The organism is Neisseria sp. LACPHL-SPEC-2024-00856, assembly GCF_047915665.1.
Lineage (GTDB): Bacteria > Pseudomonadota > Gammaproteobacteria > Burkholderiales > Neisseriaceae > Neisseria > Neisseria polysaccharea.
In genome coordinates this window covers 1-25,457 of sequence record NZ_JBLRPR010000016.1, presented here as the reverse complement: position 1 = coordinate 25,457, position 25,457 = coordinate 1, and the positions used below count along the sequence as shown (strand labels likewise).

Sequence of the window (25,457 nt, the reverse complement as noted above, 5' to 3'; positions counted from 1 at the left end):
CAATTTCCTATAAGCTTTTAAAAAAGGATGGTTGGATCAGATGGTGCCCATGGGCAGATTTGAACTGCCGACCTCTCCCTTACCAAGGGAGTGCTCTACCCCTGAGCTACATGGGCCTAATTGTTTGGAGCGGGTGAAGGGAATCGAACCCTCACCGTAAGCTTGGAAGGCTTCTGCTCTACCATTGAGCTACACCCGCATTACTCGCTACTGCCCCAAGTAAGAATTTTGGTGGAGGGAGAAGGATTCGAACCTTCGAAGCTTTCGCAACAGATTTACAGTCTGCCCCCTTTGGCCGCTCGGGAATCCCTCCAAAAGAGAACGCTAGTTTATTAGCGGCTTGCTTTTCCGTCAAGTTTTTTTTTGATTTTATTTCAAAACAGACATAATTTGATGTTTTAAAGAAGAATTTATTTAAACTGGATAATCTTTTCGTATTTCGCCATCAACTCGTCATGGGTTTCGGGATGTTCTTCGTCAATCAAAATGCAATCAACCGGACAAACCTGCTGGCACTGCGGTTCATCGTAGTGTCCGACGCACTGCGTGCAGAGGTTGGGGTTGATTTCGTAAATTTCCTCGCCTTGCGAGATGGCATCATTGGGGCATTCGGGTTCGCATACGTCGCAGTTGATGCACTCGTCGGTAATAAAAAGCGACATTTCTTTTCCTTTTACACTAAATTATCAAAACCGGTCGGGCGCGGATTATAGCACAAGGTTTTTTTGAACCGGACGGTTGCAAACGAATGTTTACAACTCGGAAATGATTATCAAAGCGCATATTATTCAGCCACTTGGAAAACTCTTAACTCGAATGTACTCTGCCCCGATTTCCCCTCTCTATATTCCGTCAGCCAATCGGGGATATCCGGCAGCCTACCCGCCTCAAGATAGACGAATGCCCCGGGGTTCAGGCGCAGCTTTAAAACATCAAACAGAATTTGCCAGTCCTGCCATGTAAACGGCGGGTCGAGAAAGACGACATCAAACTGTTCGGATACGGTCTTCAAATATGCGATGCCGTCTGAAAAGACGGTCTGTATTTGCATCAAACCCAATTCGCGGCTGTTTTTCTCAAGGGTTTGTACCGTTTGACGGTTGTTGTCTGCAATCACGACCCATTTTGCATTACGCGAAGCCGCCTCCATACCGAGTGCGCCGCTACCTCCGAAGAGATCCAAAACCGTTTTGCCCGTCAAATCCTGTCCCAGCCAGTTAAACAGCTTTTCACGCACACTGTCGGGTGTCGGACGCAGACCGTCGGCGGATGCAAAACTCAATTTCCTGCCCCGACATTGCCCGCCGATAATGCGTACCTGGTTGCTGTGTTTGGTATGTTTGCCTGCCGCCATAATCAAAAACCTGAAAGTTCAAACGGTATTATACAAGACCTGTCAAAGAATATGCCGTCTGAAAACTTTTTTCAGACGGCATATCTGTTTAATCTGTTTAAACGGTTTCGGTCAGCTTGCGGAGCAGCTCGATTTCTTTGTCTTTTTGTTCCAACATTTCTTTGCAGTGTTTCAATTCCATTTTTAAAAATTCTATTTTCATCGAAACATCACCCGACGCATACAACGCAATATCGCCACCACTATCTCCTTCATTAATCTGCAACACCATCCCGCCGCCGCCAGATTTGAGCAAATCCCACATATCGATTTTGAAAATCTGCGCCAACTGCTCCAAACGCGGGATATTCAACTGCGTTTCGCCCCGTTCGATTTTGGCATACCCGCCTGCCGACATCGCCAGCTTTTCCGCCATATCCTCCTGCGACCATTTGTTCAATTCGCGCATCAGGCGGATTTTTTCGTGGGTTTCCATGGACTGAACTTTCTGTATAGGTGGTTGAATTATTGAGATAGATTTTAAACTTTAGCTGACTGGCAGGCAACTCTCTTTTTGAATAACATTAACTTGCAAAACATTACATATGTATACACGCATGTACATCGTCTTGCAATGTTGTTGCAGATTACACGCTCATCCCTAGAAAGGGATGAGCATTCCAATAAATTATTATGAGGTAAACATGAAAAAATTTATCTTGCTTGCAATTTTAAGCTTGACCGCATTAACTTCTTATTCAGCCAATTTAAGCATAGACTACACCGGTTGGAACGCAAAAGCCCCAGAAGTCAATTCCAAGGCGGATTTACGTGGCATCAGCTTGGAATACTTGGGCAACTCTGATTCATCTCCTGCTAAAGGATGGTATGTCCGCACCCAATACAGCACAGGTAAAGTTACTGAAAGCATGGTCAACGGCAAAATCAAAATGACCGAACTGGAGGGCGGTTACAAATATCCAATTATTGAAGGAAAATCTGCTTATTTAAGCGGAAAAGCAGGAATAGGCTTCGCATACACAACAGTTAAAGCAAATGCCGTATCTGACAGCGTATCCCATATTACCTTTCCTTTTGGCCTTGAAGCAGGTATCAAAGCCAATTCCAAACTTACAGTTGCAGCAAACGCAGGCTATAAATTTGGGTGGGAACTCAGCGGTGGCTCGACCTGTCGAGATGGCTGGAACAGTCCAAGTCAAGGAAAAGGTTCGTGTTCGCATCATGGTGGTGTTGCAGAAACCCATGAAGAGAAAATTGGGAAGGTACGCGGTGCAACTTTCGGCTTGGGCTTGAAATATTCGTTTGACTGATTTTTTACCGCACAACCTTATTTAACCGATACTTCAAAGGGGCATTTTGCCCCTTCTCTGCTATATTCTGTATTAAAAGGTTTTATATGAAGAATGCAATACTGCCTATTTCTGTGTCTGCTGTTTTGTTAGCCGGTTGCGTACATTATACTACGCAAAGCCAAGACGTTATCTCCGCCTGTGGACAACTTGAAAAATACTATACACTAAAAAGCGGACTTAACATATCGCAGCAATGTTTAAATACAAAACAACGATATGTATCCGAAAGAAATTTACGATGTCCGTTTAATTCGAGCATAAAATGGGACTTAGAGTATCCTTCGACCCTAGAAAAATTTATACCCAAAAAATGGGTAGGAGATACGGCAATTTCCTGCTCTCTTGAAGCTAATTTGATTGAAATTAAGAAAAATAAAGAAGAAAAAATTCAACAGGAAAAGGAAAAAGCAATAGAAAAAGAGAATGCACGTTTGCGGAGTATCAAAAACAAACCCGTCAAAAAAGTCCCTATTGCCGTGAAAACTTGGGAAACAACGAACGGAGGAAAATATATTGAAATTCAATCAAAATATGATGGCATCCTCCTGCAAAATATGACTATCAACAGAGGAAACTGCATCATAATAAAAGAACATAGATTCGGCGTGCTATCTAGAATTTTAAGCACCATAGACCCTGTCTTTTTGAGGTTTGGGCACTCAAGCATATGGAAAACTACCTGCTCGCCAATAGAAGCTGTTGTTGAAACAGATATTGGAACTTTCCAATTTAAATTCTAATTTTCCCGAAAGAAAATGCCGTCTAAAACCCCTTTCAGACGGCATTTTCTTTCATCTCAATCCCAACCGCTTCACTCTTTCGGTGCAGGCGGTTCGATTTGTTCTTTCCAGCCACATTCTTTTTGCGGACAGACTTTTTCCACACCCCAGCGTTTGGTGGTTTTGATAGTTAAAACCGGCCAATGGCAGTTCGGGCATTCTTCGGCGACGGGCGGGTTCCAGGTGGCGTAGTTGCAGTCGGGATAGGTACTGCAACTGTAAAACAGTTTGCCGTAGCGGGATTTGCGCTCGACGAGGTTGCCTTTTTTGCATTGCGGGCATTGGACGCCGGTGTCTTTCGGTTTTTCCAACGGTTCAACGTGTTTGCATTTGGGGTAATTGGCACAGCCGATGAATTTACTGCCGGTGCGGCTGTATTTGTACACCAGCTGTCCGCCGCATTTGGGACATTCGCGCCCGTCAAGTTCCGCCTGTTCGGCTTCGGCTTTGGCGATGCGCTCGGCGGCTTCTTCAGCAGTTTCATTGACGTTACGCGTGTAACTGCACTCAGGATAGCCGGCGCAGGCGACGAAACGACCCATTTTGCCGAACTTGATTTGCAGTTTGTGTTCGCCGCATTTGGGGCAGGTTTCGTCGAGTTCCTGCGTGGTAAATTTGGCACGTTCGATGCCCTCTTTTTCTTCCACTTGCTTGATGAACGGTTTCCAGAATTTGTCCATCACAGGAATCCATTGGCGTTTGCCGCCGGCGATTTCGTCAAGCTGGTCTTCGAGTTTGGCGGTGAAGTGGTAATCGACATATTGGGCGAAGTGCTCGGTCAGGAATTTATTGACGATGTCGCCTGTGTCGGTAGGCATGAAGCGTTTTTGCTCAAGGGTAACGTATTCGCGGTCTTTGAGCGTGGAGATGATGCTGGCGTAGGTCGAGGGGCGGCCGATGCCGTATTCTTCAAGGGCTTTAACCAGCGTCGCTTCATTGTATCGCGGCGGCGGAGTGGTAAAGTGTTGTTCGCCGTAGAGTTTGTCCACAGGCAGTTTGTCGCCTTCGCTCATTTCGGGCAGTTTTTTGCTGTCTTCGCCTTCTTCGTCGTCGCTGCTTTCTTCGTAAACGCTGAGGAAGCCTGCGAAGGTTTGCACTTGTCCGGTTACGCGGAATACGCCTTTGCCGACGGTAATATCGACGGTGGTTTGGTCGAATTTAGCTGGCGTCATCTGACACGCGACGGTGCGCTGCCAAATCATTTGATAGAGTTTGAACTGGTCTGCGCTCAAGAAGGGTTTGACGCTTTCGGGCGTGCGGTACACGGAAGTCGGACGGATGGCTTCGTGCGCTTCTTGGGCGTTTTTGGATTTGGTTTTGTATTGTTTGGCGGCACTCGGCAGATATTCTTTGCCGATTTTGTTTTCGATGTAATGGCGGATTTCGGTTAACGCTTCATCGGCCAAATTCACGCTGTCGGTACGCATATAGGTAATCAGACCGATGGCGCCCTGCCCTACGTCTATACCTTCATAAAGCTGCTGGGCGGTACGCATGGTGCGGTCGGTGGTGAAGCCGAGTTTGCGCACGGCATCCTGCTGCATGGTGGATGTGGTAAACGGCGCGGCGGGATTGCGGCTGCGCTTTTTCTTTTCGATGGCGGTAACGACTGCCTCTTTGCCTTCGAGTTCTTTCAATACATCGGCTTGCGCGGCTTCGTCCGGCAGGTCGAATTGTTCGAGTTTCGCGCCGTTGTATTGGGCGAGCTTGGCGGTGAACTTGCTGCGGCCTTTGTGGCTGTCTAGATGTACCGTCCAATATTCCTGCGCTTCAAACGCGCGGATTTCGTTTTCGCGCTCGCAAATCAGACGCAGGGCGGGACTTTGCACACGGCCCGCGCTCAAACCGCGGCGGATTTTTTTCCACAACAATGGCGAGAGGTTGAAACCGACCAAATAGTCCAAAGCTCGGCGGGCTTGTTGCGCATCCACCAAGTCCATTTCGATTTCGCGCGGGTTGGCGACGGCGTCGAGTACAGCGTTTTTGGTGATTTCGTGGAACACAACACGCTGCGGCTTGATGTTTTTCAGGCCGCGTTTGGATTTGAGGATTTCCAAAAGATGCCAGGAAATGGCTTCGCCTTCCCTATCCGGGTCGGTTGCGAGGTAGATGTTTTCAGCTTCTTTGGCTCCGGCGACGATGGCATCGACGTGTTTGGCGTTGCGTTTTATCAGCTCGTATTTCATGGCGAAATCCTGATCCGGATTGACCGCGCCGCTTTTGGGAACAAGGTCGCGGACATGTCCGTAGGACGCGAGGATTTCAAAATCGCCGCCCAAATATTTTTTCAGGGTTTTGGCTTTGGATGGGGATTCGACGATTAATAGGTTTTTCGCCATGTGTTTCCTCTGGTAATAAATGTCTCGGTTCCGGTATTTCAGACGGCAGGTTAGCAGGATAATGCCGTCTGAACCTGTTTCAGTTCATAGTAGGTTTGTTATCGAGCAAGAGTGCGCTCATCAGCTCGTCGCCGACCAACACGGGCAGCTCGCTCTTGTTTGCCCATAAAAGCAGCAGGGTCAGCACTTTGGCGGTATCTATGGTAATTTCGTCGCCCGGAATGTGCATGAGCGCGTGAATGATGATTTCCCGCTGTTCGCAGCTTACGGCTTTTTCTTCAATCAGATACTGCATCAGCCCCATCACTTCCTGCGGCAGATTGTCGGTTTCGTCTTTGCTGTATACGCGTAATGCGCTGCTGTCGGCAGGTTCGACTGAAAATTCCGAGCTGTTGAGCAGTACTTCCATCATCATCAAGGTGTTGCCGATTTCCATGGTATCGAAACCCGCTTCTTCGAGCAGCAGACCCAAATCTTCGGGCGGCGGACAGGTATCGAAATCTTGGAAATGTTCGATGAGGTAGGCAATGACTTCGGTCATTCATGTTCCTTAAATTATGCGTTCAGGTTCGGATACGCTGGTATCTTCCGCCGGGCATGGCGGCAATGCTGCCGTCCAGTTCCAATTCCAACAGTTCGGCGTATAAGTCTGCGGCAGGCGTACCCAACTGCTCGGCAAGCACATCGGGATGAACCGGGTCGAAACCCATCCTGTCCAAGATACCGCCGCCGACAGGTCGTTTCTCCGTCTTTTCAGACGACATTTTGCCGTCAGACGAAAACGGCGGGTCGGATGCCGTCTGAACGGCAGTGATGCGCTTTTCAGGTATTCCCTTATTTATAGAATATGATGAAGCACCCTCATTTTGCAAGAGCCGCGGACACTCATGAAGGATGTCGTCCAGGCATTCCACCAATTTTGCGCCGTCTTTAATCAGTTTGTGGCAGCCTTTACTGTGCGGATTGTCTATCGAGCCGGGTACCGCCATCACTTCGCGCCCCATCTCCGCCGCCAATCTGGCAGTAATCAGCGAACCGGATTCCAACGCGGCTTCAACCACCAGCGTTACTTGCGACAGGGCGGCAATCAGGCGGTTGCGGCGCGGAAAATTGCCGGCATACGGCCGCGTACCGATGGGAAACTCGCTGACAATCAATCCTTTTTCGGCGATTTCATAAGCAAGGTTTTTATTGGACGGCGGGTAAATGCGGTCTATACCCGTCCCCCACACGGCGATGGTGCCGCCTTCTGCCTCCAGTGCGCCCTGATGGGCGGCAGTATCGATACCGGAAGCCATACCTGACACAACGGGGATATTTTGCCCGCCCAACGACTTGCCGAAATCTTTGGCAATCCGCATTGCCTGCGGCGTGGCATGACGGCTGCCGACGATGGCGGCGGAAAGTTTGTGCAGCAGTTGCACGTTGCCGCGCAAAAACAAAACCGGCGGCGCGGTTATACCCTGAGTCAGCATTTCAGGAAAATCATCATCCCGCAGCAGCATCAGACGGCATCCGTCCCTCATTTCCCATTCCAATGCCGCTTCGGCGTCCTGCCGTGCCGCAGTACGTTTGTCGCCGCCGCGCCAAGCCGCAAGCGCCTGTTTATGCCGTATCAGTGTCGCCACCTGTTCCGCCGGTGCGGACAGGGCATTTTGCGCACTGCCGAAATGGTGCAGCAGCAGCAAGAAACTTTCCGCACCGATATAGGGCGTAAAAGCCAGCTGCAACCATGCGAAACGTTCGTTCTCTGTCATGAAATCTGTCCCCTTATGATTTCAGACGGCATTTGCTCCAAATGCCGTCTGAAAACGGAAGCCCTGCAATCTGAAAACCGGCGGTTTGCACCTATTCTTCGGTTTTTTCACCTGCACGGCGGGAAATACCGATGCCGAGCTGCTTGAGCTTGCGGTAGAGGTGGGTACGTTCCAAACCGACTTTCTGCGCCACTTTGCTCATATTCTGACCTTCTTGGGCAATGTGGTACTCGAAATAACGCCGCTCCAATTCTTCCCTCAATTCGCGCAGCGGCAGGTTGAAATTAAACCCGCCCACCATATCTTCCGCTCCCTCGGCAGGCACATTCTGCCCCAAAAGGGAAGAAACCGCCCCTGCACCGATTTCCTGTCCGTCCGCCTCCAACAGCAGCGTTGCTACGACGCTTTGCAGTTGGTCGAAATTTCCCGGCCATTCATAACGGGTCAGCACGGCAAGCGCATCTTCACTGAATGAGGCGGGCGCAATCTTTTGGCTTTCCGCCACGTTGCAGGCAATCCCCTGTATCAGGAAGGGAATGTCTTCATGCTGCATACGCAGCGGCGGAATGCGGACGACCGACTCCGACAGCAGTTCCGCCAGCTTTTCCTCGCAGGCAATGCCGTCTGAACCTGCCGCCCTGCTGCCCGATGCGACCACCCTGACGCGGCGGTGTTCCGCCTTGCCGACAATAAAGGCAATGCCGGCTTGGATGTTGCGGCTGTATTGGGCAATATCGCCCACATATAAAACACCGCCTTCAGCTTTCTGCAACAGTTCCGTCGGCATATCAATCAGATATTCGACCCTTGCCGGACTGACCCACGGCGTACCGTTTTTATGGAAATAGCGCGCCACGGTTTCAAACGGCGAACCTGCTTCGCCCGTCAAAAATACAGGGGACGTGCGCTTTGCCGCCGCTTCGACTTCGCGGTTCATCTCCTGAATCGCGGCACTGTTGCCCAGCTTGTCGAACACCGGTCCCGTTTCGATTTGCGCCGCGCCGTGCTTCAACGCGTTTTCGACCGCAGACAGCAGTTTTTGCAGGGAAATCGGTTTTTCCAAAAAGTCGAGCGCACCGATTTTGGTCGCTTCCACGGCGGTATCGATGCTGGCGTGCCCGCTCATCATCACCACCGGCATATTGAGCTGCCCGTTTTTCGACCACTCCTTCAAAAGGGTAATACCGTCGCAATCGGGCATCCAAATATCCAGCAGCACCATCGCCGGGCGCGCCTGATGGCGCAGCTTGCGCGCCTCTTCGGCATTTTCCGCCAATGCGACCGAATAACCTTCGTCCTGCAGGATTTCCGACAGCAGGTCGCGGATGCCGATTTCGTCGTCTACAATTAAAATATCGCTGCTACGCATAAATTTATACCGTTTTTGGCAAGATGATTCTGACACACGCGCCGCCCGCATCCTGATTGCTCAAACTGATGCGGCCGCCGTGTTCTTCAATGATTTTTTTCACTACGGGCAGTCCCAATCCCGTTCCCGCCGGTTTGTCCGTTACATACGGCTCGAAGGCATTGTGCAGCATTTCTTTGCTAAAGCCTTTGCCGTTGTCGCAAACCGTCAGGACAATCCGTCCGTCCTGCCCCGCTTCCGATTTTACCCTGACTTCGGGCATATCGGCTTCCTCTGCCGCTTCGGCGGCATTTTTGAAAATATTGTGCAGCACCTGCCGCATGGCGGTCGTATCAGCCGCCACCATCAGCGGTTCTCCGGCAAGCTCCGCCGCAAACCGGCACGGACCGGCTTCGTACAGAGCCAAAACATCGCCGATTAAGGCGTTCAAATCCTGATTTTCCAATTTGAGCGACGGCGCGCGCGCATAATTGCGGAATGCTTCGACCATTTCCTTCAATGCCGCCACCTGTTTGACGATGGTTTCGGTCGAACGCGTCAGGATTTGCGCATCCTGCTCATCCAGTTTCCCGTCCAATTTCCACGCCAGCCGTTCGGCGGAAAGCTGGATGGGCGTGAGCGGATTGCGGATTTCGTGTGCCAGACGTTTGGCCACTTCGCCCCACGCCGCTTCTTTTTGCGCGTGTATCAATACGGTGATGTCGTCAATCACCATCACCACGCCGTTGCCGTTGTCTTCGGGCAATACCGTCGCCTTGCCCAGCAGGATTTTGGCATCGTCCGGCGCGGCATATTCCACTTGGACCGGTTTGTCCGTACCTGCCGCCGCGCCGATGGCGGCAAACACTTCGGCAAGCAGGGACTGCTGCGCCGAAACGCCGTGCCAACCGTGCCGGCTGCTGCCCCACAACGGCACGAGCGACAAACCCAAAATCTGTTCCGCCGCTTTGTTAAAGGTTTTCAGACGGCCTTGTTCGTCAAACACCACCACGCCCGTGGTCAGCCCCTCCAGCACGCATTCGAGATAATGTCTGGCGGCTTCTTCGCGCCTCCTGTTGCGCTCGTCTGCTTCTTTGGCGATGGAAAGCTGCTCGGTCATATGGTTGAACAGTTTGGTCAAACGCCCGAACTCATCATTGCGTAAAACAGGACGGGTTTGGCTGAAATCGCCTTGCGCCACCGCCTTCGCCCCCTCGGCAAGCGATAGGACGGGTTCGACGAAACGGCGGGCAAAATACAATGCCATGACCAGTGCAAGAAAAATCGACAGCAGCGAGGCAATCAGCAGGGTTGCCAGGAAAAAGGTCTGCAAACCTTTTTTGCTGTAACTCAACTCGGCATATTTCGCCCTTGCCTTTTCAATCAGGACGGCATCCTTTGCCACGTCGTTGGGAATCGGCTGGCGGAAAAACAAGGCGTAATCGCGCCCGTTGTGCGTACCCGCCGACAGCCAACCCTGCGCGTACAGTACGCCGCCTATGCTTTCCAAATCCCTGACCGATCCCGCCTGTTGGATTTTTTCCCAACGCGCCTTATCCGGAAACGGCTGATCGAGCTTGTGCGGGTTGATGCTTTTTTCGATTTTGCCGCTTGCGGCATTGTACAGGGACAACTGGGTAAAGCTGCCGGCGTAATGTTCCAGCACCCTGCCCATATCCCCGGGCAGGGAAGCCGCGCCGATGAGGTCTATCTGCACGGGGACGGCGTTGCCGAGGGCGTTGTCTGCCGCCAGATTCAATGCGGACTTGCTCAAATTGAGGCTGCGTTCGAGGGCTTCGTGGGTGTCGTTGCCGAACCACGAATTAATCGTACCGTTGATGAACTGTGCGGAAACGCCGAACAGAAACACGCCGGGCAATACGGCGACCAGCGTGAACATCCCGGAAAGGCGTTTGGCAATCTGCGAACCGAATACGCCGTCGCGCCTGTCTTTCAACAGCAATATGACATAACGTGCCAAAACGGCGGACAGTACCAGCAGCAACATTGCGCTGAATGCGACTATCCACCAGAAATAATCCGCCAGCGAACTGGTGCTGCCGGTTGCCGCCGTCAGTCCGTACAACAGGACGACGGCGCATATGGCTGCGATCAGTAGAAAACGGCGCATTATTTGTTCCCGATGATGTTTAGAGGTTTCCAACCCGAATCCAAATGCCAGTTTTGAGAAGTCAATGCGTTGATTTGAAAAGGCTTGGGCAGTTTTGAAGTGGACAGCAGCAGGCGGATTTCCGCCTTGGTTTCCCCTGCTTCCGCACCGGACAACGCGCCTTTGTTCAGGACTTTCCAGTTGGCAACCGCGCCGGTCGCACGCAATGCCGCACCCAAAGTATCGTAGTCTGTCGAAAACGCGCCGACGGTAACGCGGTAGCGGTTGGTCAGCGGATGGAAACTCAGTTTGTAGTCAATATTGTCGTCATCGCCAATCAGTTGCCCCAATTTAAACCGATAAGAAGCGATTGTCGGGGCAGAAAGCTGCCAGCTTAAGGTAAAGTTGAGCGGCACGCCCCTGCGCAACGCCTGTTGGAGCTGGTCGGGCAGCTCGGTTTGGAAGCGGCTGCTGATGGAAAGCCGTCCGCCGTCGGTTATCCTCGCTTCGGCGCGGGTCGCGGCAATGCCCTCCGCCGCCGCGTCCGGCAAAACGGAAAGCAGCGGCAGCAGCACAAGCCATTGTTTAATGCTTTTGAATAAGCGCGTAATAAAAGCCATCTTGGTGTTTGTTCGGTAAAAGCACCCGCGATTCGATCGGTTCGGCATCGTTATGGCGGCTGAGGAATTTTTGCAATTGCCCGTCGTTTTCTTCGACGAACACGGAACAGGTGGCAAGCAGCATTCTGCCGCCCTGTTTCAGCGTCTGCCAAAGTGCGTCCAGCAGGGCTTCCTGCTGGCGGGCGGTTTTGAGCGCGTCGGTCGGACGGCGCAGCCATTTCACGTCGGGATTGCGCCGCGCCACGCCGGAAGCGGTGCACGGCACGTCGGCAAGGATTGCGTCGAAAGGCTTTCCATCATACCACGCCGCCAAATCCCGCGCATCGGCACACGCCGCCGATGCCGTCTGAAAGCCCAAACGGGCGATATTGTCCTCCACACGCTTCAGACGGCCTGCATCAATGTCCAAGGCGGTAACGTGGCAATCCGCCAATTCCAAGATATGCCCCGTCTTGCCGCCTGGCGCGGCGCACGCGTCCAAAATCCGTTCGCCGTCTTTCGGGTTAAGAAGATACGCCGCCTGCTGCGCGCCGAAGTCCTGTACCGAAACAATGCCGTCTGAAAAACCGGGCAGACGGTTTACCGGCACGGCTTCTTCCAACGTAACCGCATATTCGTCCAACGCCTTAGCCGCGATACCTTCCGCAGCCAGTTTTTCCAAATAGCTTTCGGCATTGCCGTGTCGGCGGTTGACGCGCAACGTCATCGGCGGATGCGATTGCAGCGCGGCGGCGATGTTGTGCCAGTGTTTCGGATAATGGTTTTTCAAGTAAGCCACCCACCACAGCGGTAGGTTGTGTTTCGCCACATCGTCTTTTTTGCAGGAAGCCACAAGCTTGTCGCGTTCGCGCAAAAAGCGGCGCAAAATCGCGTTGGCAAACGAACGGTACTGCCCGCGCCCGATTTTCGCGATGCTTTCCACCGCCTCATTGACCACGGCATGGGGCGCGTTGCGCGTGTAATGCAGTTGGTACAACGCCGCCAAAAGCAGGCTTTCGAGCTGCGGATTGTTAATCGGCTTTTTCAGCATCTGCGCGAGCATATGTTTCAAACTGCCCAAATAACGCTGGCAACCGTAGGCGATGTCCTGCAACGCGCCGTTTTCCTGCGCCGTAAGGTCGGGATGCGCGGTGCGGATTTGCGCCAACACGTCCTGAAGGTTGCGTCCTTCGGCAACCGCCGCAATGCTGTCGGCGGCAAGTTTTTGGGCAAGTGCCATACTCATACTATGTGATTCGCTTTCTTCAACTGATGGTTTCAGACGGTATTCCCGTTTGCGGTTCAAGATGCCGTCTGAAGGGATTTACAGCTTCGTCCCTGCTTCGATATGCCGTCCCGCCGCAAACGCCGCGATATTCATACGCCTGCCGCCGGCGGGCTGCAATTCGGTAATCTTCAGCGCGTTTTCGCCGCAGGCAACGACCAAACCGTCCGCCGAACAGGACAACACTTCGCCTGCCGTGCCTTGTTGCGCCACCACTTCCGCCCGCCGGATTTTCATCGGCTTGCCCTGATATTTGACCCACGCGGCAGGCACGGGGTTGAAAGCGCGGATTTTGCGTTCGATAACCGCCGCGCTTTCGCTCCAATCGATACGCGCTTCTTCTTTGCTTAGTTTTTGGGCGTAAGTAACACCTTCTTCGGGCTGTTTGACCGCGTTCAGACGGCCTTTGCTTTGAAGCTGTTGCAAATCGGCAACAACCGCCGCCGCACCGATTTCCATCAGCGCGTCGTGGACTTCGTTGGCGGTATCGGTAGGTTGGATGGCGTAGCGGTGTTCGCTGACCACGCCGCCGGTGTCCAAACCGGCATCCATCCGCATAATGCACACGCCGGTTTCGGCATCGCCGGCCTCAATCGCGCGCTGAATCGGCGCCGCGCCGCGCCAACGGGGCAGCAACGAAGCGTGGATGTTGAGGCAGCCGTGTTTCGGCGTATCCAACACTTCCTGCGGCAGAATCAAACCGTAGGCGGCAACCACCATTACGTCCGCCTCGACCTCTTTGAGCATTTGCAGGGCTTCGGCGTTGTTGCGCAGCTTTTCGGGCTGTTCGACGCGCAAACCGAGTTCCAGCGCGGCTTGTTTGACGGGCGGGGCAGTCAGTTGCATACCGCGCCCTTTCGGACGGTCGGGCTGGGTCAGCACCAGCGGGATTTCAAAACCGGCGGCGGCAATGGCTTTTAAGGCGGCGGCGGCAAAATCGGGCGTTCCGGCGAAGATGACTTTCATATCGTGTCCTAATGTGCGCGGGGTGTGTCGCGATGCCGTCTGAAAACGCCGCAGCGTTCAGACGGCATGGCAAAACAGGTCAAATCGTATGTTTCTGACGTTTTTTCAACTTGGTCTTAATCCGGCTCTGCTTGAGCTGCGACAGACGTTCGACAAACACAATGCCCATCAGGTGGTCCAACTCGTGCTGCACGCAAATCGCCAGCAAACCGTCCGCCTCCAGCGTGAACTTTTCGCCTTTTTCGTTCAAAGCCTCGACCTTGACGCGTTCGGCTCGGGTTACGGTGTCGTAAATGCCCGGCACGGACAGGCAGCCCTCTTCGTAAGTGGTTTCGCCGTCTTTTTCAACGATGACGGGGTTGATGAACACGCGCGGTTCGCTGCGGTCTTCGGTCAAATCCATCACGACCACGCGCTCGTGCACATCGACCTGCGTCGCCGCCAGCCCGATGCCGCGCGCCTCGTACATCGTTTCAAACATATCGGCAACCAGCTTTCGGACGCGCTCGTCGACTTGTTCGACAGGCTTTGCCACCGTGTGCAGACGCTCGTCGGGATATTGGAGGATATTCAGTAAAGCCATAATTTTCTCTTTCCTTCGGCGGATACGCCGCCTGTTTTTCATAATTACCGTGATGGTGCGGATAATTCGATGTTAAAATGCGAAACATTTATTATCACGCGGCACGTCCCGAAAAGACCGCCGCCGCTTTTTCCAACCCAATCAGGCAAGACAAACCGAAATTTATCAGATAAGGGGAACGGTTATGCAACGTCGTATTATAACCCTGCTCTGCGCGGCAGGTATGGCATTCTCAACACAAACTTTGGCGGCAAATCTGAAGGTGCGCCCGAACGCGCCGCAACGCTACACGGTCAAACAGGGCGACACCCTGTGGGGCATTTCGGGCAAATACCTGTACAGCCCGTGGCAATGGGGCCGCCTGTGGGGTGCGAACCGCAGCCAAATCCACAATCCCAACCTGATTTATCCGGGTCAGGTTTTGGTGTTGCGCTACGTTAACGGCGAACCGCGCCTCAGCCTGGAACAGACAGACAACATCCCGGTTGTCAAAATGAGTCCGGATAAGGAAGTGTCCGGATACGGCATCCCTGCCGTCAATGTCAACTTCTACCGCATCTTTATGCAGCACCCGCAAATCGTTTCCCGCAAAGAAACCGCTGCCGCGCCGCGCCTGGTTTCGGGTCCGGAAGGCAGGCTGCTGTACACCAAAGGCACCCGGGTTTACACCAAAGGCCTGAAAGAACCGGGCCGCTACCTGACCTACCGCATCAATAAAAACATCACCGATCCGGATACGGGCAGATTCCTCGGACAAGAAGTCGCATTCAGCGGCATCGTACGCTCCCTCGACTATACCGACTCCGCCCTCGAACAACGCTCCAAGCAGGCTGAAGAACGGTTGAAAGACAACGAATACTACAGCCGCACCCATCCTCTGATTACCCCGCTGCGTACCCATTCGATACAGCCGCTGGTGGTCGAAACCGCCATTTCCGAAATACAGCAGGGCGACTACCTGATGAAAATGCCGGAAGACACCGACCGCTTCAATATGATGCCGCACGAACCGTCCCGCCCGGTTCAGGCGAAAATCGTTTCCGTGTTTGAAGGTGCCGGGGTCGGCGGACAGTTCAAAACCATTACGATAGACAAAGGCGAGGCGGACGGATTGGACAAAGGCGCGGTAATAAGCCTCTACAAACGCAAGAAAACGCTGCAGGTCAACCTCTCCAACAATTTGGCGGAAGAACCCAAAAGCAGGGATACCGTCGAACTGATTTCGACACCCGCCGAAGAAGTGGGTTTGGCAATGGTTTACCACACTGCTCCGAACTTGGCTTACGCCATCATTCTGGAAAACATCTCCGATATTTCCGTAGGCGACACCGCCGCCAATCCGGGACGGGATTTGGACAATATGCCGGATCAGGGCCGCGCCCGCGTCGATTCCGACCCTTTCCAATAACCCCTCGGCAACAATGCCGTCTGAAGGCTTCAGACGGCATTTTTTATTTAGACTGCGTTTTCATATCCCGTTGATGCAAAACCCTGATTTAGCCGGACAAAATGCCTTTTATCCGATAGAACCGGTTTCCGTCCGAACGGAAATCAGCGGCTTGCCCTTGCAGACAGCCGGAAGCGGCCGGGTATCCAAACCCAATCTTGCCGCTTTGCCGCCGCGCCCTGAAAAAATGCCGTCTGAAGCCTTCAGACGGCATTGTTGCCGGAAAAAGCCGCCGCGCCGCCGGTGCGCGCCCCATACATCGGGACACCTTCAATAAAATATCCGCTTAGGCTTTTCCGGCATTTTTGAAATTTCCCTCAACGCCTGATTGAGCGCGCCCAAATCCAACGCCGTTTCCGAACGGCAGGCATCGCCGAAGATGTTTTTATATTCCGCCGTCAGTTTCAGCATCCCTTTGAACGCGCGCCCTTCCAAAGCCGCCGACAACTCGAAAATATCGGCGAACACGCGCCCGTAGGTTTCGCCCGAGGCGACCGCGTCCGTGCCTAATGCGAACATATCCATTTTTGCCAACTCGGCGGCAATCGTGCGCGCGTCTTCATCGTCAGGCAGCACTTCTGCCTTGAACCTGACCTGTTCCGCCATCCCTTTGCCGTGATTTCTGACCAGCAGGGCGAGCATTTGCGGCTTGTGTTCCAAGTGTTGCAAAGAAGCGTGCAGGACGGGGTGTATGCTTTCGTTCTGTATCATTTTTTCGCGGTAGAACTTTTCCGCCTTAGCCTTTGAACGCGCCGACACGAACGCCCACGCCAGCCACACCAGCGCGACGGCGGACAATGCGGACAGAAGCGGAGGCAGCTCTTCAGTATAGGCTTTCTGATTGAACCAGATTTGCGCAGTCAAAAAACCGGCAAAGAAAATCAAAACATAAAGTATCGGTGCGAAACGGCTTTGGACAGAAGCGTGCATCATCATTCCATTTCAGATTGGCAAAACAGGCGGCAGACGAAATGCCGCCCACTCGGTTTAAGGGAATCCGTCAGGCTTCCGCCACCGAATCCCGGCTGTAGGTTTTTTCGCAGTAGTGGCATTTCAGCCGCGTCTGCCCGTTGTGTTTTTTAACATAAAACCGGCTTTTGACCGGCTCGCCATGGCCGGCGCAATTCGTGTTCGGACAGCGGAACACTTCGGCGATTTCGTCGGGCAGGTTCAAATGCCGCTTCTGCACGACCTTGAAATTGTCGATGGTATTGACCACCGCTTCGGGGGCGAACAGGGCGAGGCGGTCGGCGGCTTTGTCGTCCAAGCACACGCCTTTGATTTTGATGATGTCTTTGCTGCCTTGGGTTTTGCTGGGCAGGTTGAAGCCCACGGTTACTGCGTTGCCGTAGTGCAAAAGTTTGAACTGGCGCAGGATGGTCAGCCCCCTGCCGGCGGGAATATGGTCGATAACCGTACCTTTTTCAATGGCTTCGACACTGAGTTTCGGGGTTTCCATATCGGTTCCTCACACTTCTTCGTTCAACACCAGCGACAATATCGCCATACGCGCATAAACGCCGTTGGTTGCCTGCTCGAAATAATAGGCATGCGGCGTAGCATCGACATCGGGATGGATTTCGTCCACGCGCGGCAGGGGGTGCAGCACGCGCAGGTTCGGTTTGGCGCGGGCAAGCATGGATGCGTCGAGGTTGAATTTGCCTTGGATTTTGGCAAATTCCTGTTCGTCGAAACGCTCGCGCTGAACACGGGTCATATACAGGATATCTGCCCATTCCGCCGCTTCTTCCAAACTGCCGAGGATACGGTATCGGCAACCAGCTTCGTCCAACTCTTCGGTAATATAGTCGGGCATGGCTAGGCTGGGCGGCGAAACAAAGGCAAATTCACAATTCCAACGTTTCAACGCCTGACAAAGCGAATGCACGGTGCGCCCGTATTTCAAGTCGCCCGCCATTGCGATTTTGAGCTTGTCCAAACGCCCCTGCGTTTCATAAATCGTTACCAGATCCAACAAGGTCTGGCTGGGATGCTGGTTCGTGCCGTCGCCGGCGTTGATGACGGGGACGCGCGAAAACTCCGCCGCCACGCGCGCCGCGCCGTCTTTGGGGTGGCGTTGGATGATTGCGTCGGTGTAGCCGGAAATGATGCGGGCGGTATCGGCAAGCGTCTCGCCTTTTTTGGCACTGGTATTCGCGCCGTCCGAGAAACCGATAACTTTGCCGCCCAGCCGCTGCACCGCCGTTTCAAACGACAGGCGCGTACGCGTGGACGGTTCAAAGAAGCACGAACCGATAAGTTTCCCTTCCAACAAATCGCCGCGCGGATGCGCCTTCAGCTTCAATGCCGTCTGAAGCAGGCATTCCAACTGTTCGCGCGACAAATCCGAAATGGAGATGATGTGCTGTCTGTAAAGCGGATTAGGCATTTTTGCCCCCCTTCCGTAAAAAACCCGCGTCAGGCGGGTATCCGGTTATACGTCCACGCCGCCCGTATGTTTGCGGAACAGCTTCGCAAAAGCGGCAATACGGCGCGTATTATCGCACATTTGCCGCCGCAAAGTTTTACCGCACGAATCCCGTACTTTTCAGACGGCATATCCAAACACGCCCGCATAAGCATAAGGTATAATCGCGCCAGACATTTCTTTTCAGGAAGCCGCCATGTTAGTCTGCAACCCCTACGAAGTCGTCATCCACGGCACAACGAGTTCCGGCAAGATTTTCCGCCCCAGCGACTGGGCGGAACGCCTGTGCGGCATTCTGTCCTCGTTTACCAAAGACAACAGGCTTTCCTACTCGAAATGGGTGCGCCCCATGCTGGTGGACAACATCCGCTGCGTCGCCGTCGATAAAAAACTGGAAACCGACAATCCGCAGATGTTCCGCTTCCTGATGGACTTTGCCGCCGACAACGACCTGCGCGTCATCGACTGCAAAGCCCTGCTCGAAGAACGCGAACAGGGCGGACAAAACGACCCTGCCAACGAACGCGTCCTGCTGGCACAGGCAATCGAAGAAAAACACGCCGCCGAGAAAACACAGGAACAGACCGTCTCGGGCGCATCCTACGTTTTGCGCGAAATCGGCGCGGACGACACCGCCACCGCCTTTGCAGCCTTGAGCGTTTTGCGTTCCGCCCTGACCGACATCAACCGCTTTACCGAACAGATCAACAAAGTCCAACGCCCCCAAGGCTACCGCCTGCTGGGCATTTTTGAAGAAGGCAAACACAACGCCGTCGCCGTCTGCGGCTTCCGCGAAGCCTGCACCCTCGCCGGCGGCCGCCACATCCACATCGACGACATCGTTACCCTGCCGCAAAGCCGCCGCAAAGGTTATGCCTCGCGCCTTTTGGAAGAAGTCCGCAAAATCGGCGCGGAAACAGGGGTAACCAAAATCCACCTCAACGTCCACGTCAACCACGACCGTGCCGACGCGCACCGCCTGTATTTCAAAAACGGTTTTGAAATCTGCGCCTACCACTTCCGTTGCGACCCCAAATGAAAACACTCCTCCTCATCTGCACCCTGTTGCCCCTTGCCGCCTGCACCACCTTTTCCGGACAAGGCGGCAGCCGGATTTACGGCGAAATCAAAACCGGTATCGAAACCCGACACAGCCGTTAAAAAATGCCGTCTGAACCCCGATGCTTCAGACGGCATTTCACAATATGCATTCTATTTTTCAACGTTGCCTGCCTTTGCCGCCCTGCCCGATGCCGTCTGAAGCCTGAACCGCCCTACCAGCCCGATGACGCACGACACCGCCGGAAAGGGCATACACAAAGCCGTCAGCACATAACGCGCATTCCCCGTATTGACCACGTCCGCGCCCTTCAGCAGCAGCGGCAGCGCGTTCGCCCACTCCCACAGCGAAGGCGCGCTGAATGCCAACACCGCCACCAGCCCCAACATCCGGAACACCCCGATTTCCAAGACCTGCCGCCGCCGAACCGAACGGTTGAGCAAAAACACAACCGCCAACCCGAAACAGACCACCGCCGCCATACCGCCGTTGGCGACAATCTGCAAACTGTTGAACGCAATATCGGGCGTAACCGCCAACACGCCTTCCGAATCCGGCACGGCACGCTGCAAATCCAAACCCTGCAACACGTTCAACACAAAACCGTAGATCAAATCAAAAAACACCACGCCTATCGGCAAAGCACTTAAAACCCGCCACATCTTCCTATCCGACCAACCGTTCAAAACTTTCATTTTACCCGACCGCGCAAGCCGCCGAACAAAAAATAAATTTAGCCTAAGTCATAAAACCGTGTAATTTTGCACCAAAAAAGGTGGTTTGCAAGTAAAATATCAAACCATTAATTTAAATCATATTTTTACAGAATATTCCGCCGCGCTCATTGAATAGACATCAAACCGGTTCCAAATTTCTGTAATTTTGTAACAAAACACCGCAAAACACCCGATTGAGACCGAAAGGACTTTCATATGAACCAGACAAGCCGCGATCTGACCCGCATCAGCCACAACACCAAAATCGTCGCCACCCTTGGGCCGGGCAGCAACAACGTCGAACTGTTGGAAGATATGATCCGCGTCGGCGGCCTGAACGTCGTCCGCTTCAACTTCAGCCACGGCACGCCCGAATTCCATCAGGAAAACGCCCGCATCGTGCGCGAGGCGGCAAAACGCGCCGGACAGGAAATCGCCATCATTGCCGACCTGCAAGGGCCGAAAATCCGTGTGGGCAAAATCGCCGGCGGCGGCATCGAATTAAACAAAGGCGAAACGCTGGTACTGGATGCCGCGCTCGAAGGCGAAGGCACGCGCGAAGCGGTCGGTTTGGACTACCGCGACCTGCCCGACGACGTTGCCGCAGGCGACGTATTGTGGCTGGACGACGGCCTGCTGACCCTGACTGTGGAATCCGTCGAAGGCAGCAGGATTATCACAAGGGTGGAAAACAGCCACGTCCTGAAAAGCAACAAAGGCATCAACAAACGCGGCGGCGGTCTGTCCGCAGGCGCGTTGACCGAAAAAGACTTCCGCGACCTGAAAACCGCGATTGCCATCGGTTGCGACTACCTCGCCATCAGCTTTGTGAAATCTGCCGAAGATTTGCACATCGCGCGCGCCAAAGTCGAAGAAGAAATGAAGGGCAGCACTGCCGTGCGCCCCGGTTTGGTTTCCAAAATCGAACGCGTGGAAGCGATTGAAAACTTGGACGAAATCATCCTTGCCGGCGACGGCATTATGGTTGCGCGCGGCGACTTGGCGGTCGAAGTCGGACACGCCGCCGTCCCCGCCCTGCAAAAACGGATGATCCGCCGCGCCCGCGAGTTGCGCCGCTTCAGCATTACGGCGACGCAAATGATGGAATCGATGATTACCAACCCCGTGCCGACCCGCGCGGAAGTCAGCGATGTGGCAAACGCGGTATTGGACGGTACCGATGCGGTGATGTGTTCCGCCGAAACCGCCGTCGGCGCGTATCCGTTTGAAACCGTCAGCCAAATGGCGATTATCTGCGCGGCTGCGGAAAAAGAGCAGGATTCGCTCAACGGCGTTGCCGAACAGGTCGAGTATCCCGAAGTGGTCAGCACCAACCTGGCGGTTGCCGGCGGTGCGGTCAGCGTGGCGCGCGCGGTTCACGCCAAAGCGATTGTCGCCCTGACCGAAAGCGGCTCGACCGCCTTTGAAATCAGCCGCCACAACATCACCCTGCCAATTTTCGCGCTGACCCCGAGCGTTTCCGCCCAACGCCGTATGGCGATGTACCGCGGCGTGCGCCCGCTGATTTTGGCAACCAGCACCGACCACGACACGGCGTTGAACGAAGTCGAAACCATGCTGGTGGAACACAACATCCTGCATTCCGGCGACCAGTACATCATCACCAGCGGCTCGCAAATGCGCGAATCCGGCTCAACCAATACGCTGGAAGTGCTGCGCGTCAAATAATCCGCCCTGAGTGGAAAATGCCGTCTGAAGCCGATGCCCGAGGCTTCAGACGGCATTTTTTGCGGCAGCGCGGCGGTTCGGGCAAACTGAAAAAATTGTGCAAATCCGGCAACATCGGATAAAATCGAGTACCTATACTAAAGCGAAACAAGGCATTTCCGACTGCCTTTTTTATTTGTCTGCAATTTTTTACGGAAACTGAAATGACCCCTTCCACACTGAAAAAAACCGTCCTGCTGCTCGGCACTGCCTTTGCCGCCGCATCCGTCCACGCATCCGGCTACCACTTCGGCACACAGTCGGTCAACGCGCAAAGCACGGCGAATGCCGCCGCCGCAGAAGCCGCTGACGCATCGACCATCTTCTACAACCCTGCCGGCCTGACCAAACTCGACAGCAGCCAAATTTCCGTCAACGCCAATATCGTATTTCCAAGCATTCGTTATGAAGCGGATTCTGCCACCGACTTTACCGGCATTCCCGTCCAAGGTTCGAAAAGCGGCAAAATCACCAAAACCACCGTTGCTCCGCACGTCTATGGTGCATACAAAGCCAACGACGATGTCACTTTGGGCTTGGGCGTGTACGTTCCTTTCGGCTCTGCAACAGAATACGAAAAAGATTCCGTATTGCGCTACAACATTAACAAACTGGGTTTGACCACCATCGCCATCGAGCCGGTAGTTGCGTGGAAACTCAACGACCGCCATTCCTTCGGCGCAGGTATTATTGCCCAACATACTTCCGCCGAACTGCGTAAATATGCCGACTGGGGTATCCAGCAAAAAGCGAAAGCACTAACAGCAACACCTTCTAATCCTACTGCCGCTGCTCAAATCAAAGCCGACGGACACGCCGATGTCAAAGGCAGCGATTGGGGCTTCGGCTACCAACTGGCGTGGATGTGGGACATCAACGACCGCGCGCGCGTGGGCGTGAACTACCGTTCCAAAGTTTCACACACGCTCAAAGGCGATGCCGAATGGGCGGCAGACGACACAGCGGCGAAACAACAGTGGACGGCAAACAAACTCGCACCGCTCGGCTACACGGCGAATGAAAAAGCCAGCGTCAAAATCGTTACGCCGGAGTCTTTGTCCGTACACGGTATGTACAAAGTGTCCGACAAAGCCAACCTGTTCGGCGACGTAACTTGGACGCGCCACAGCCGCTTCAATAAGGCGGAACTGGTTTTTGAAAAAGAAAAAACCATCGGTATGGGCAAAAAATCCGACCGCACCACCATCACCCCCAACTGGCGCAACACCTACAAAGTCGGATTCGGCGGTTCTTATCAAATCAGCGAACCGCTGCAACTGCGCGCCGGCATCGCTTTTGACAAATCGCCCGTCCGCAACGCCGACTACCGTATGAACAGCCTGCCCGACGGCAACCGCATCTGGTTCTCCGCCGGTATGAAATACCATATCGGCAAAAACCACGTCGTCGATGCCGCCTACACCCACATCCACATCAACGACACCACCTACCGCACGGCGAAGGCAAGCGGCAACGATGTGGACAGCAAAGGCACGTCTTCCGCACGTTTCAAAAACCACGCCGACATCATCGGCCTGCAATACACCTATAAATTCAAATAAACAGCCCGCCGTTTGATTGTAGAAATGCCGTCTGAAACAGATTTCCGTTTCAGACGGCATTGTTTTAGGCTCGATTGAAAACGAAGCAGGAAAACACCGCCACCATCCCCGTACAGACAGGAATGACGGGGTGCATTTTTGATATATAGTGGATTAACAAAAACCGGTACGGCGTTGCCTCGCCTTAGCTCAAAGAGAACGATTCTCTAAGGTGCTGAAGCACCAAGTGAATCGGTTCCGTACTTATTTGTACTGTCTGCGGCTTCGTCGCCTTGTCCTGATTTTTGTTAATCCACTATATTCCACTGCAACAATGCCGTCTGAACGCTTCCGTTTCAGACGGCATTTTTATCCGGCAGCCGATATGCCTACCTCGGTATTCTATTAAACATTTGCCAAACTGCCTTCATATCAAAACAATCGGAACGCTCGGGCAGCAAAACGGCGGCGGGCAGCTTGGTGATGCCGTTCAAGCCGCGTGGGAACAGCGCAATCCGCTCTTTGCCCTTTTCCGCATAATCCGCCTTGCGGTTGTGGACGGAAACCACTTCGCGGTGGCGGTAAAGCAGCGTGTTCATTTCGATATAGGCTTCGTTGTGGATGGCTGCCGACTGTTTCTGCAACACGTCAATCTGCCTGTTGAGCTTGTCGTTGGTTTTCATCAGCCTGTTGAAGAACGACGGTTGCTCCTGCAGTTTGGCGGTACAGGCTTCGATACTTTCCGATACCGGCCCGAACTGTTCGAGGTGTTTTTCCAGACAATTTTCCAAGTCGGTCAGGCAGACGACCATCTTGCGGGAAAATTCTTCTTCAGGCTTTCCCTGCCGAATGGACAATATCTCGCGGCGGCGGTCTTCCATTGCGGAAATATAGGCGTTCATGCGGTCAGACATATTTTCCACATCCCTGCTCATCCACAGCGCGGGCAGCAGGCGGAAGTTTTCAAACGAATTGAAGATGCCGCCGAAAGACTGGCGGAAGGCGATATAAATATATTTCAAATCTTCCTCGCCCTTCGCCATACGCGTCAGGCAATAGTAGAACGGATCGAGGACGGTGTCGCCCAACAACCGCTCGAATTGGTCCAATCTGGCGGCAATCGCCTGCGTGCGTTCGACTTGCGCGGGGAACGGCGAAAACAACAGCGGCAGGGCTTTTTTGTCGTAGTTTTCCTCTATCCTGTCCATCATATCGATAATTTCCCAGCTCACACCGGATTGTAGGGAAAGAATCTGTTTCAAACCGTTGGCAAAACGCAGGGCATCATTCTGAGTGATGTTGCGGACGGGGATATGGATGGCGGTGTAATAGCGGTTGTAGCTGGTATAAAGTTTGTCTTCCGACAGGAAGCGGCGCAGGGAAAACGGAATATCGTCGGTGTAATAAGGCGCGATGGCGAAGATGTATTTTGACGTTCAGATAACTTCCAACTGGCGGGCGCGCTGTTCGGCAAACAATACTTTGTCAAACACCGGTTCGGGCATCTGCTTCACTTCGCGCGGGCGCATCATCGGAAAACTGTTGCCGAGCAGGTGCGATTTTAGGAACACTTCGCAGATATAGGTACAGATGATGTCCGAATCGAGATTGCGGGTATTTTCGGGGATTTCCCATTTGGTTTTGTTTTTCAATACTGCAGCAGCGGCGTAAATAAATTCGGTTTCCAAAATTTGTTTGAAATTTTCCCGTGCGCGCTTGCCTCCGGTATCGACGTTTTTGATAACGGACAGCACGCTTTCGAGAATGTCGGCAATATAAACCGGCGATTCGCATTGCGCCAATACATTCAGGCGTTCCGCGATATGCCCCGCCAGCCGTTTGAGGTCGGGAATGGGAATATCCGTTGCCAAAGAAGAAAACGAAATGCGTTTTTTGGGAAGGTAAGTGAAAGAACCGTCGGCTTCGTTATAGCCTATGCCTTTTCGGGAAAGGATTTGCGTACAGGCGGCCTGACCGGCTTCGGGAGAAAGTGTTTTGAAGATTTCTGTCAGATTTTCCTGCCAATGGCAGTCGAGTTCGGGAAGGATTTGATTGAGTCTGAAGC

The 25,457-nt window shown here is 53.4% G+C and carries 24 protein-coding genes, 3 tRNA genes and 1 pseudogene; 7 read left to right on the top strand and 21 right to left on the bottom strand.

Translation table 11 applies throughout. The features are described 5' to 3' along the window. Positions 1–41: 41 nt before the first annotated feature. The 6 genes from ACNAU7_RS10040 to ACNAU7_RS10015 form a co-directional block, all read right to left on the bottom strand. Positions 42–116 (bottom strand) — tRNA-Thr (locus tag ACNAU7_RS10040). 9 nt (positions 117–125) lie between these two features. Beyond that, positions 126–199, bottom strand: a tRNA-Gly gene (locus ACNAU7_RS10035). 30 nt (positions 200–229) lie between these two features. Further along, positions 230–313: transfer RNA gene (locus tag ACNAU7_RS10030), tRNA-Tyr, on the bottom strand. Positions 314–410: 97 nt separating this feature from the next. Then, the gene (locus tag ACNAU7_RS10025) at positions 411–662 is read right to left on the bottom strand and encodes a YfhL family 4Fe-4S dicluster ferredoxin (protein WP_002215364.1); all 252 of its coding nucleotides are present in this window, start codon (positions 660–662) and stop codon (positions 411–413) included. Between the two features lie 122 nt (positions 663–784). After that, positions 785–1,354, bottom strand: a complete 570-nt coding sequence (gene rsmD, locus ACNAU7_RS10020) for a 16S rRNA (guanine(966)-N(2))-methyltransferase RsmD (RefSeq protein ID WP_416302139.1) — start codon at positions 1,352–1,354, stop codon at positions 785–787. 97 nt (positions 1,355–1,451) lie between these two features. After that, the gene (locus tag ACNAU7_RS10015) at positions 1,452–1,829 is read right to left on the bottom strand and encodes a helix-turn-helix domain-containing protein (RefSeq protein ID WP_003679508.1); all 378 of its coding nucleotides are present in this window, start codon (positions 1,827–1,829) and stop codon (positions 1,452–1,454) included. A 208-nt stretch (positions 1,830–2,037) separates the two neighbouring features. Here ACNAU7_RS10015 and ACNAU7_RS10010 point away from each other — a divergent pair, with 208 nt between their 5' ends. Beyond that, entirely contained in the window at positions 2,038–2,664 is a 627-nt protein-coding gene (locus tag ACNAU7_RS10010) for an outer membrane beta-barrel protein (protein WP_039863552.1), read from the top strand. Positions 2,665–2,750: 86 nt separating this feature from the next. After that, positions 2,751–3,446, top strand: coding sequence for a hypothetical protein (locus tag ACNAU7_RS10005; protein ID WP_003679502.1), 696 nt, complete (start codon positions 2,751–2,753; stop codon positions 3,444–3,446). Between the two features lie 71 nt (positions 3,447–3,517). Here ACNAU7_RS10005 and topA read toward each other — a convergent pair whose 3' ends face one another. The 9 genes from topA to def all read right to left on the bottom strand — a co-directional run bounded on the left by topA (position 3,518) and on the right by def (position 14,472). Continuing rightward, a complete protein-coding gene (gene topA, locus ACNAU7_RS10000; protein ID WP_416302138.1) occupies positions 3,518–5,824 on the bottom strand; it encodes a type I DNA topoisomerase in 2,307 nt (768 codons plus the stop codon). 79 nt (positions 5,825–5,903) lie between these two features. Then, a complete protein-coding gene (locus ACNAU7_RS09995) occupies positions 5,904–6,365 on the bottom strand; it encodes a DUF494 domain-containing protein (protein ID WP_416302137.1) in 462 nt (153 codons plus the stop codon). 22 nt (positions 6,366–6,387) lie between these two features. Beyond that, positions 6,388–7,581, bottom strand: a complete 1,194-nt coding sequence (gene dprA, locus ACNAU7_RS09990; protein WP_416302136.1) for a DNA-processing protein DprA — start codon at positions 7,579–7,581, stop codon at positions 6,388–6,390. A 91-nt stretch (positions 7,582–7,672) separates the two neighbouring features. Then, positions 7,673–8,950, bottom strand: a complete 1,278-nt coding sequence (locus tag ACNAU7_RS09985; protein ID WP_416302135.1) for a sigma-54-dependent transcriptional regulator — start codon at positions 8,948–8,950, stop codon at positions 7,673–7,675. A gap of 4 nt (positions 8,951–8,954) precedes the next feature. After that, positions 8,955–11,060 carry an ATP-binding protein gene (locus tag ACNAU7_RS09980; protein ID WP_416302134.1) on the bottom strand — a complete coding sequence of 702 codons (2,106 nt, stop codon included), beginning with the start codon at positions 11,058–11,060 and terminating at the stop codon, positions 8,955–8,957. After that, on the bottom strand, positions 11,060–11,659 hold the full coding sequence (locus ACNAU7_RS09975) for a DUF4390 domain-containing protein (protein ID WP_003707105.1): 600 nt from the start codon (positions 11,657–11,659) through the stop codon (positions 11,060–11,062). The genes ACNAU7_RS09980 and ACNAU7_RS09975 overlap by 1 nt, the downstream gene beginning before the upstream one ends. Continuing rightward, positions 11,625–12,884: a 16S rRNA (cytosine(967)-C(5))-methyltransferase RsmB gene (gene rsmB / locus ACNAU7_RS09970; protein ID WP_416302140.1), complete on the bottom strand. Its 1,260-nt coding sequence runs from the start codon at positions 12,882–12,884 to the stop codon at positions 11,625–11,627. The genes ACNAU7_RS09975 and rsmB overlap by 35 nt, the downstream gene beginning before the upstream one ends. A 78-nt stretch (positions 12,885–12,962) precedes the next feature. Continuing rightward, positions 12,963–13,889: a methionyl-tRNA formyltransferase gene (gene fmt / locus ACNAU7_RS09965; RefSeq protein ID WP_416302133.1), complete on the bottom strand. Its 927-nt coding sequence runs from the start codon at positions 13,887–13,889 to the stop codon at positions 12,963–12,965. A 79-nt stretch (positions 13,890–13,968) separates the two neighbouring features. Beyond that, the gene (gene def, locus ACNAU7_RS09960; RefSeq protein WP_349273129.1) at positions 13,969–14,472 is read right to left on the bottom strand and encodes a peptide deformylase; all 504 of its coding nucleotides are present in this window, start codon (positions 14,470–14,472) and stop codon (positions 13,969–13,971) included. Positions 14,473–14,656: 184 nt separating this feature from the next. Here def and ACNAU7_RS09955 point away from each other — a divergent pair, with 184 nt between their 5' ends. Beyond that, entirely contained in the window at positions 14,657–15,880 is a 1,224-nt protein-coding gene (locus tag ACNAU7_RS09955; RefSeq protein ID WP_416302132.1) for a LysM peptidoglycan-binding domain-containing protein, read from the top strand. A 309-nt stretch (positions 15,881–16,189) separates the two neighbouring features. On the opposite strand, the gene ACNAU7_RS09950 is transcribed toward ACNAU7_RS09955, so the two are convergent. From ACNAU7_RS09950 to pyrB, 3 genes are all read right to left on the bottom strand, one after another. Further along, positions 16,190–16,855 (bottom strand): hypothetical protein, encoded by a 666-nt coding sequence (locus ACNAU7_RS09950; RefSeq protein WP_118811272.1) that lies wholly within the window; start codon positions 16,853–16,855, stop codon positions 16,190–16,192. Between the two features lie 64 nt (positions 16,856–16,919). Beyond that, a complete protein-coding gene (gene pyrI, locus ACNAU7_RS09945; protein ID WP_002216215.1) occupies positions 16,920–17,378 on the bottom strand; it encodes an aspartate carbamoyltransferase regulatory subunit in 459 nt (152 codons plus the stop codon). A 9-nt stretch (positions 17,379–17,387) separates the two neighbouring features. Further along, positions 17,388–18,308, bottom strand: a complete 921-nt coding sequence (pyrB, locus tag ACNAU7_RS09940) for an aspartate carbamoyltransferase (RefSeq protein WP_002245386.1) — start codon at positions 18,306–18,308, stop codon at positions 17,388–17,390. A gap of 235 nt (positions 18,309–18,543) precedes the next feature. Between pyrB and ACNAU7_RS09935 the strand changes: the two genes are divergently transcribed. Next, positions 18,544–19,386, top strand: coding sequence for a GNAT family N-acetyltransferase (locus ACNAU7_RS09935; RefSeq protein ID WP_416302131.1), 843 nt, complete (start codon positions 18,544–18,546; stop codon positions 19,384–19,386). Next, positions 19,383–19,508, top strand: coding sequence for a hypothetical protein (locus ACNAU7_RS09930; RefSeq protein WP_269460475.1), 126 nt, complete (start codon positions 19,383–19,385; stop codon positions 19,506–19,508). The genes ACNAU7_RS09935 and ACNAU7_RS09930 overlap by 4 nt, the downstream gene beginning before the upstream one ends. A gap of 51 nt (positions 19,509–19,559) precedes the next feature. Here the strand turns inward: ACNAU7_RS09930 and ACNAU7_RS09925 are convergent, their stop codons facing one another. Beyond that, positions 19,560–20,102 (bottom strand): hypothetical protein, encoded by a 543-nt coding sequence (locus ACNAU7_RS09925; RefSeq protein WP_416302130.1) that lies wholly within the window; start codon positions 20,100–20,102, stop codon positions 19,560–19,562. Between the two features lie 237 nt (positions 20,103–20,339). Between ACNAU7_RS09925 and pyk the strand changes: the two genes are divergently transcribed. Together pyk and ACNAU7_RS09915 are read left to right on the top strand one after the other, a co-directional pair. Continuing rightward, on the top strand, positions 20,340–21,812 hold the full coding sequence (gene pyk, locus ACNAU7_RS09920; protein ID WP_196428932.1) for a pyruvate kinase: 1,473 nt from the start codon (positions 20,340–20,342) through the stop codon (positions 21,810–21,812). Between the two features lie 203 nt (positions 21,813–22,015). Next, on the top strand, positions 22,016–23,413 hold the full coding sequence (locus ACNAU7_RS09915) for an OmpP1/FadL family transporter (RefSeq protein WP_416302129.1): 1,398 nt from the start codon (positions 22,016–22,018) through the stop codon (positions 23,411–23,413). Between the two features lie 368 nt (positions 23,414–23,781). Here ACNAU7_RS09915 and ACNAU7_RS09910 read toward each other — a convergent pair whose 3' ends face one another. After that, positions 23,782–24,624 carry a hypothetical protein gene (locus tag ACNAU7_RS09910; RefSeq protein ID WP_416302128.1) on the bottom strand — a complete coding sequence of 281 codons (843 nt, stop codon included), beginning with the start codon at positions 24,622–24,624 and terminating at the stop codon, positions 23,782–23,784. 204 nt (positions 24,625–24,828) lie between these two features. Further along, positions 24,829–25,457 (bottom strand): annotated as a pseudogene (locus tag ACNAU7_RS09905) (hypothetical protein); the annotation flags it as partial.